This window comes from Streptomyces sp. NPDC050263, assembly GCF_040655955.1.
Taxonomy (GTDB): Bacteria; Actinomycetota; Actinomycetes; order Streptomycetales; family Streptomycetaceae; genus Streptomyces.
In genome coordinates this window covers 1-6,330 of the sequence record NZ_JBFAKW010000226.1, presented here as the reverse complement: position 1 = coordinate 6,330, position 6,330 = coordinate 1, and the positions used below count along the sequence as shown (strand labels likewise).

Annotated in this window: 8 protein-coding genes; all 8 read left to right on the top strand. The window is 71.7% G+C overall.

Features of this window, described 5'->3' with window-relative positions:
- Window positions 1-173 precede the first annotated feature (173 nt).
- The 8 genes from AB0J04_RS44935 (at window position 174) to AB0J04_RS44900 (ending at window position 6,236) form a co-directional block, all read left to right on the top strand.
- Entirely contained in the window at window positions 174-818 is a 645-nt protein-coding gene (locus AB0J04_RS44935; RefSeq protein WP_363174510.1) for a class F sortase, read from the top strand.
- Window positions 819-954: 136 nt separating this feature from the next.
- Entirely contained in the window at window positions 955-2,112 is a 1,158-nt protein-coding gene (locus AB0J04_RS44930; protein WP_363174509.1) for a SchA/CurD-like domain-containing protein, read from the top strand.
- Window positions 2,113-2,184: 72 nt separating this feature from the next.
- On the top strand, window positions 2,185-2,595 hold the full coding sequence (locus tag AB0J04_RS44925; protein ID WP_363174508.1) for a cupin domain-containing protein: 411 nt from the start codon (window positions 2,185-2,187) through the stop codon (window positions 2,593-2,595).
- Window positions 2,592-3,863 carry a beta-ketoacyl-[acyl-carrier-protein] synthase family protein gene (locus tag AB0J04_RS44920; protein WP_363174507.1) on the top strand — a complete coding sequence of 424 codons (1,272 nt, stop codon included), beginning with the start codon at window positions 2,592-2,594 and terminating at the stop codon, window positions 3,861-3,863. The genes AB0J04_RS44925 and AB0J04_RS44920 overlap by 4 nt, the downstream gene beginning before the upstream one ends.
- Window positions 3,860-5,110 carry a ketosynthase chain-length factor gene (locus tag AB0J04_RS44915; protein WP_363174506.1) on the top strand — a complete coding sequence of 417 codons (1,251 nt, stop codon included), beginning with the start codon at window positions 3,860-3,862 and terminating at the stop codon, window positions 5,108-5,110. Before AB0J04_RS44920 ends, AB0J04_RS44915 begins: the two co-directional genes overlap by 4 nt.
- Before the next feature lie 34 nt (window positions 5,111-5,144).
- Complete coding sequence (locus AB0J04_RS44910) at window positions 5,145-5,399, top strand: acyl carrier protein (RefSeq protein WP_363174505.1); 255 nt, start codon at window positions 5,145-5,147, stop codon at window positions 5,397-5,399.
- 1 nt (window position 5,400) lies between these two features.
- The gene (locus AB0J04_RS44905; RefSeq protein ID WP_363174504.1) at window positions 5,401-5,880 is read left to right on the top strand and encodes an SRPBCC family protein; all 480 of its coding nucleotides are present in this window, start codon (window positions 5,401-5,403) and stop codon (window positions 5,878-5,880) included.
- Window positions 5,881-5,903: 23 nt separating this feature from the next.
- Window positions 5,904-6,236: a TcmI family type II polyketide cyclase gene (locus tag AB0J04_RS44900; protein WP_363174503.1), complete on the top strand. Its 333-nt coding sequence runs from the start codon at window positions 5,904-5,906 to the stop codon at window positions 6,234-6,236.
- Window positions 6,237-6,330 lie beyond the last annotated feature (94 nt).

Sequence of the window (6,330 nt, the reverse complement as noted above, 5' to 3'; positions counted from 1 at the left end):
TCACAAGAATCTCTTTCCCTCCCCGCCGCTCTCCCGATCTCCGGAGAGCCCGCGTGCGGCTGACTGCGATGGCATTTCCCACTCCATCCCCTTCCCCCTCCCCCTCCCCTTCCCCCTCCGCTTCCCCTTCCCCTTCCCCCTCCTCTCCCGAGAGCTCTCGGGCCGGTGTGACGATGCTCTGCGCCGCGGCCGCCGTGATCCTGGCGCTGAACCTGTTCGGCGGCGGCAACGACACGTCGACGACCGGCATGTCCCGCCCCCCGCACGCCCCGCCCGCCGCCGCCCCGGTCCCCGGGACCCGCGCACCGGCCGGGGAGGCCGCGCCCACGTCGGGCGCTGCCGCCGACGCCCCGCTGGGCAAGCATCTGCCGCGCTCGCGGCCCGTACGTCTGCTGATCCCGAAGATCTCGGTCGACGCCCCCTTCACCGACCTGGCCATCGGCCCCAGCGGACGGCTGGACGCGCCCCCCGCCGACGACGTCAACCTGGTCGGCTGGCATGCCGACGGGGCCTCGCCGGGGGAGGCGGGCACCTCGATCATCGCCGGGCACGTCGACACCAAGACGTCGCCCGCCGTCTTCGCCGGGCTCAGCGCGCTGGTCAGGGGCGATCTCTTCCACGTGCTGCGGGCCGACGGCAGCAAGGCGACCTTCCGGGTCGACAGCGTGGAGACCTTCGAGAAGGACGACTTCCCCAGCGAGCGGGTGTACGCCGACACCGCCGAGGCGCAGGTGCGGCTCATCACCTGTGCGGGGGCCTACGACCGACGGGTCAAGGACTACACGGAGAACCTGGTCGTCTTCGCCCATCTCGTCTGACCGTCACCCGCCCTTTCACCCACGTAGTTCATCCGAGTCGCGCACTTGCGGGGACGGGCACAGGATCGAGGAACGCTGACGTCGCGGACCCGCGGCCGACGTTCACCACCCCCTCCGCGAAGGAGATGTGCGCAGGATGACCACCACGTCCGAACGTGTTGCAGGTTCGCGGACGCGACAGGCGTCGCAACGTGTCTCCCAGTCCGTGTTCGACGGCTCCCGCCTCCGGGTCGTCCTGCTGGTCGACGTCTACGACGGAGCCCAGCAGCAGTTCCTGGAGGCGTACGAGCAGCTCTGCAACCAGGTCGCGTCCGTCCCCGGGCATGTGAGCGACCAGCTCTGCCAGTCCATCGAGAACCCCTCCCAGTGGCTCATCACCAGCGAATGGGAGAGCGCCCCGCCGTTCCTCGCGTGGGTCAACAGCGAGGAGCACGTGCGGATGGTGGAGCCGCTGCACAGCTGCGTCCGGGACACCAGGTCGCTGCGGTTCCACGTGGTCCGTGAGACGGGCGGCCCGGCGGCGACCGCCGACGCGGGCAAGCGCCGGCTCCAGACCTCGCCCAGGATCGGCGACGGCATGATCCGGCACGCGCTCACCTTCACCGTCAAGCCGGGCAGCGAGGAGACCGTCGCCAAGATCCTCGCCGACTACGCCGCGCCCGAGCCGCAGGTCGACGACACCACCCGGCTGTGCCGCACCTCGCTGTTCATGCACGGCAACCGGGTGGTGCGGGCCATCGAGGTGCGGGGCGACCTGCTCTCCGCGCTGCGCCACGTCTCCCGGCAGCCCGAGGTGCGGGCCGTCGAGGAGGCCATCAACCCCCATCTGGAGCAGGACCGGGACCTCAACGATCCGGAGTCCGCCCGGGTGTTCTTCACCCGGGCCGCGCTGCCCGCCGTCCACCATGTGACGGCGGACCGGCAGGACCCGCAGGCCGAGCGGTACGCCCTGTACTACCCGGCCCGTCCCGACCGCGGCATGAAGCTCGCCGAGCTGCTGGCCCGGCAGGACGAGGCGGCGGCGGACGACGCGCGCAACCCGGTGCTGCGCAGCACGATCTTCCAGCGCGACGACGTCGTCGTACGGCTGGTCGACGTGCGCGGCGGACTCGACGCCGCAGACCCCGTACAGGCCCTCGGTCTGTCCGACCCGGGGCAGGTGGCCGAGCTGACGACGCTGCTGGACGACGCCGGCGACGCGGACCGGTCCGCGTCGAAGGACGCCCGACTCGCGCGACTGCTCGAACTCGCGCGCATGGATCTCGTCACCGACCGCCGGTCGCCCGACGCCTGATCCGTCATCACGTGGCCGGGGCGGCGCCCCCGCCCCGCCCACGTCGGCGCAGTACATCATCGGAGGAACGTCGTGATCACATCCCGTCCCAGAGTCGTCGATCTCAGCGAGGTCGAGCCGAACACCCGGCGCGGCGGCGATCTGCGCGCCATGCTCACCCCGGTCACGGTCGGCTCGACCAGCGGTTTCATGGGCTTGGCCCTCATCAAGCCCGGCGACCGCATCGCTGAGCACTACCACCCGTACTCCGAGGAGTTCGTGTACGTCGTGTGCGGGCAGCTGGAGGTGGACCTGGACGGCGAGGCCGTGCCGCTCCAGCCCGAGCAGGGCCTGATGATCCCCGCTCACATGCGCCACCGCTTCCGCAACGTCGGAAACGTCGAGGCCCGCATGGTGTTCCACCTCGGCCCGCTGGCCCCGAGCCCGCCGCTCGGTCACGTCGACACCGAGGAGAGCGACGCCGAAGCCGTGGTCCGCTCATGACCGGGCGTCGTGTCGCGGTCACCGGCATAGGCATCGTCGCCCCCGGCGGCATAGGCGTCCCGGCGTTCTGGAAGCTCCTCACCGACGGGCGGACGGCGACGCGCGGCATCACCTTCTTCGACCCGAGCGGCCTGCGGTCGCGGATCGCCGCCGAGTGCGACTTCGAGCCGACGGCCCTCGGGCTGGACGCACAGGACGTCGAACGGTGCGACCGCTACATCCAGTTCGCCCTGGTCGCCGGCGACGAGGCGGTACGGGACGCCGGTCTCGACCTGGCGGCCGAGAACCCCTGGCGGGTCGGCGTCTCCCTGGGCACCGCGGTGGGCGGCACCACCCGGCTGGAGAACGACTACGTCAAGGTCAGCCACGGCGGGCAGCGCTGGGACGTCGACCACCGCGAGGCGGCTCCGCACCTGCACCGGGCGTTCTCGCCCAGCACCCTCGCCTCGACGGTCGCCGAGCGGTTCGGCGCCCGCGGGCCGGTGCAGACGGTCTCCACGGGCTGCACCTCCGGGCTCGACGCGGTCGGCTACGCCTTCCACACCGTGGAGGAGGGCCGGGCCGACATATGCATAGCCGGCGCCTCGGACTCGCCGATCTCCCCGATCACCATGGCCTGCTTCGACGCGATCAAGGCCACCTCCTCCCACAACGACGACCCCGCCCACGCCTCGCGTCCCTTCGACGCCGACCGCGACGGGTTCGTCATGGGCGAGGGCGGCGCGGTACTCGTCCTGGAGGAGCTCGAGCACGCCCGGGCCCGTGGCGCGCACGTGTACTGCGAGCTCGGCGGGTACGCCACCTTCGGCAACGCCTACCACATGACCGGCCTGACCAGCGAGGGCCTGGAGATGGCCCGGGCCATCGAGGACGCCCTCGACCACGCCCGGGTCGACGCCACGGCGATCGACTACGTCAACGCGCACGGGTCGGGCACCAAGCAGAACGACCGCCACGAGACCGCCGCCGTGAAGCGGGTCCTGGGCCGGCACGCCTACGACACCCCCATGAGCTCCATCAAGTCGATGGTGGGCCACTCCCTGGGCGCGATCGGGGCGATCGAACTCGTCGCCTGTGTGCTGGCGCTGGCCCACCAGGTCGTACCGCCGACCGCGAACTACGAGACGCCCGACCCCGAGTGCGACCTGGACTACGTCCCCAAGGTGGCCCGCGAGCGCAAGCTGGCCAGCGTGCTCTCGGTGGGCAGCGGGTTCGGCGGCTTCCAGTCCGCGGTGGTCATGAACCGGCCGAGGGAGAAGACACGATGAGCGAACCCCTTCCACGGCGCGCGGCCGTCACGGGAATCGGCGTGGTCGCGCCCAACGGAGCCAGTACCGAGACCTTCTGGAAGTCCACCAGGGAAGGCATCAGCGTCCTGGACCAGGTGACCCGCGAAGGCTGCGAGCACCTTCCGCTGCGGGTGGCCGGCCAGGTCCGAGACTTCGAACCGGCGGCCGCGATCGAGGAGCGCTACCTCGTCCAGACCGACCGGTTCACGCACTTCGCGATGGCCGCGGCCGACCTGGCGCTGGCGGACGCCGACCTCGGCCGGCCCGACACCGACGCCGCGCCGTTCTCGGTGGGCGTGGTCACCGCGGCCGGTTCCGGCGGCGGCGAGTTCGGCCAGCGCGAGCTCCAGCAGCTGTGGGGCAAGGGCAGTCGTTACGTCGGCCCGTACCAGTCCATCGCCTGGTTCTACGCCGCGAGCACCGGCCAGATCTCCATCCGGCGCGGCTTCAAGGGCCCCTGCTCGGTCGTCGCCGCCGACGAGGCCGGCGGCCTGGACGCCCTCGCACACGCGGCGCGGGCCGTGGTGCGCGGCACGGACGTGATCGTGGCCGGGGCCACCGAGGCGCCCATCGCCCCCTACTCGGTCGTCTGCCAACTCGGCTACGAGGAACTCAGCACGGTCGACGAACCCACCCGCGCCTACCGCCCGTTCACCTCCGCGGCCTGCGGGTTCGTGCCCGCGGAGGGCGGCGCGATGCTCGTGGTGGAGGAGGAGTCCGCGGCCCGGGCGCGCGGCGCGCAGGTGCGGGCCCATCTCGCCGGACACGCGGCGACCTTCACCGGCGCCTCCCGTTGGGAGGACTCCCGGGAAGGACTCGCCCAGGCCATCCGGGGAGCCCTGGCGGAGGCCGGCTGCGCCCCCGAGGAGATCGACGTGGTCTTCGCCGACGCCCTCGGCGTACCGGAGGCGGACCGCGCCGAGGCGCTGGCGATCGTCGACGCCCTCGGCCGGCACGGCGCCCGGGTGCCCGTCACCGCGCCGAAGACCGGGATCGGCCGGGGGTACTGCGCGGCGCCGCTGATGGACGCCGCGGCGGCGGTGCTCGCCATGGAGCACGGCCTGATCCCGCCCACTCCCAATGTCTTCGACATCTGCCATGACCTCGACCTCGTGACCGGCCGTGCCCGCACCGCCGAAGTGCGCACGGCACTGGTCCTGAGCCGGGGACTCATGGGGTCGAACTCGGCGCTGGTGCTGCGGCACGGCGCCACCGACGCCTCGTAGCGAGGCGTCGCGCAGCAGTAGAGGAGAGGAACCCATGACCGACCGCATCACCGTGGAAGAGCTGGCCGAACTCATGAAGAAGTCCGCAGGCTGCACCGTCGCCCCGACCGAACTCCGGCAGGACGGCGTCGACTTCGGCACCCTGGGCGTCGACTCGCTCGGGCTGCTGGGCATCGTGGGCGAGCTGGAGAACCGGTACGGCACGCCGATGCCCTGTGACGCCGAGCGCTCCAAGTCGCCCCGGGAGTTCCTCGACCTCGTCAACAGTGCCCTCATGACAGGAGCGTGAGATGACCGGACACACACAGAACGAGATCACCATCGCGGCCCCGCTGGACCTCGTCTGGGAGATCACCAACGACCTCGACAACTGGCCGCGGCTGTTCAGCGAGTACGCCTCCGTCGAGGTCCTCTCCCGGGAGGGGCGCAAGACCACCTTCCGGCTGACCATGCACCCGGACGAGAACGGCACCGTGTGGAGCTGGGTCTCCGAGCGGGAGCCGGACCGTGAGACCCGCACCGTCAAGGCCCGCCGGGTCGAGACGGGGCCGTTCGACCACATGAACATCCACTGGCGGTACGAGGAGGTCCCGGCCGGCACGCGGATGATCTGGACGCAGGACTTCGCGATGAAGCCCGAGGCGCCCGTCGACGACGAGTGGATGACCGACAACATCAACCGGAACTCCAAGGTCCAGCTGGGCCTGATCCGGGACCGCATCGAGAAGGCCGCCGCCGAACGCGGCGCCACGCCCGGTCTGACCGACTGAGCCGGACAAAGGACGGTCCCCCCATGCACCAAGCCCTGATCGTCGCCCGGATGGCCCCGGGATCGGCGCCCGACATCGCCAAGGTCTTCGAGGACTCCGACCGGGGCGAGCTGCCGCAGCTCGTCGGCGTCGTCCGGCGCAGCCTCTTCCAGTTCGGCGACGTGTACATGCATCTGATCGAGTCCGAGCGCGAACCAGGGCCCGCCATCGCCAAGATCACCGGGCACCCCGAGTTCCGGGACGTCAGCGAGCGGCTGTCGGCGTACGTCAGCGCGTACGACCCCGAGACCTGGCGCTCCCCGAAGGACGCCATGGCGCAGCGCTTCTACCTCTGGGAGCGCGAGCGGGTCGGCTGACCCGCGCCGCGCACCGCACGTGACCGGTCGCCGGGCCCGCAGCGGGGCGGGCCCCGCGCCCCGGGTCCTCCCCCAGGGGGCGCGGGCGGGTAAG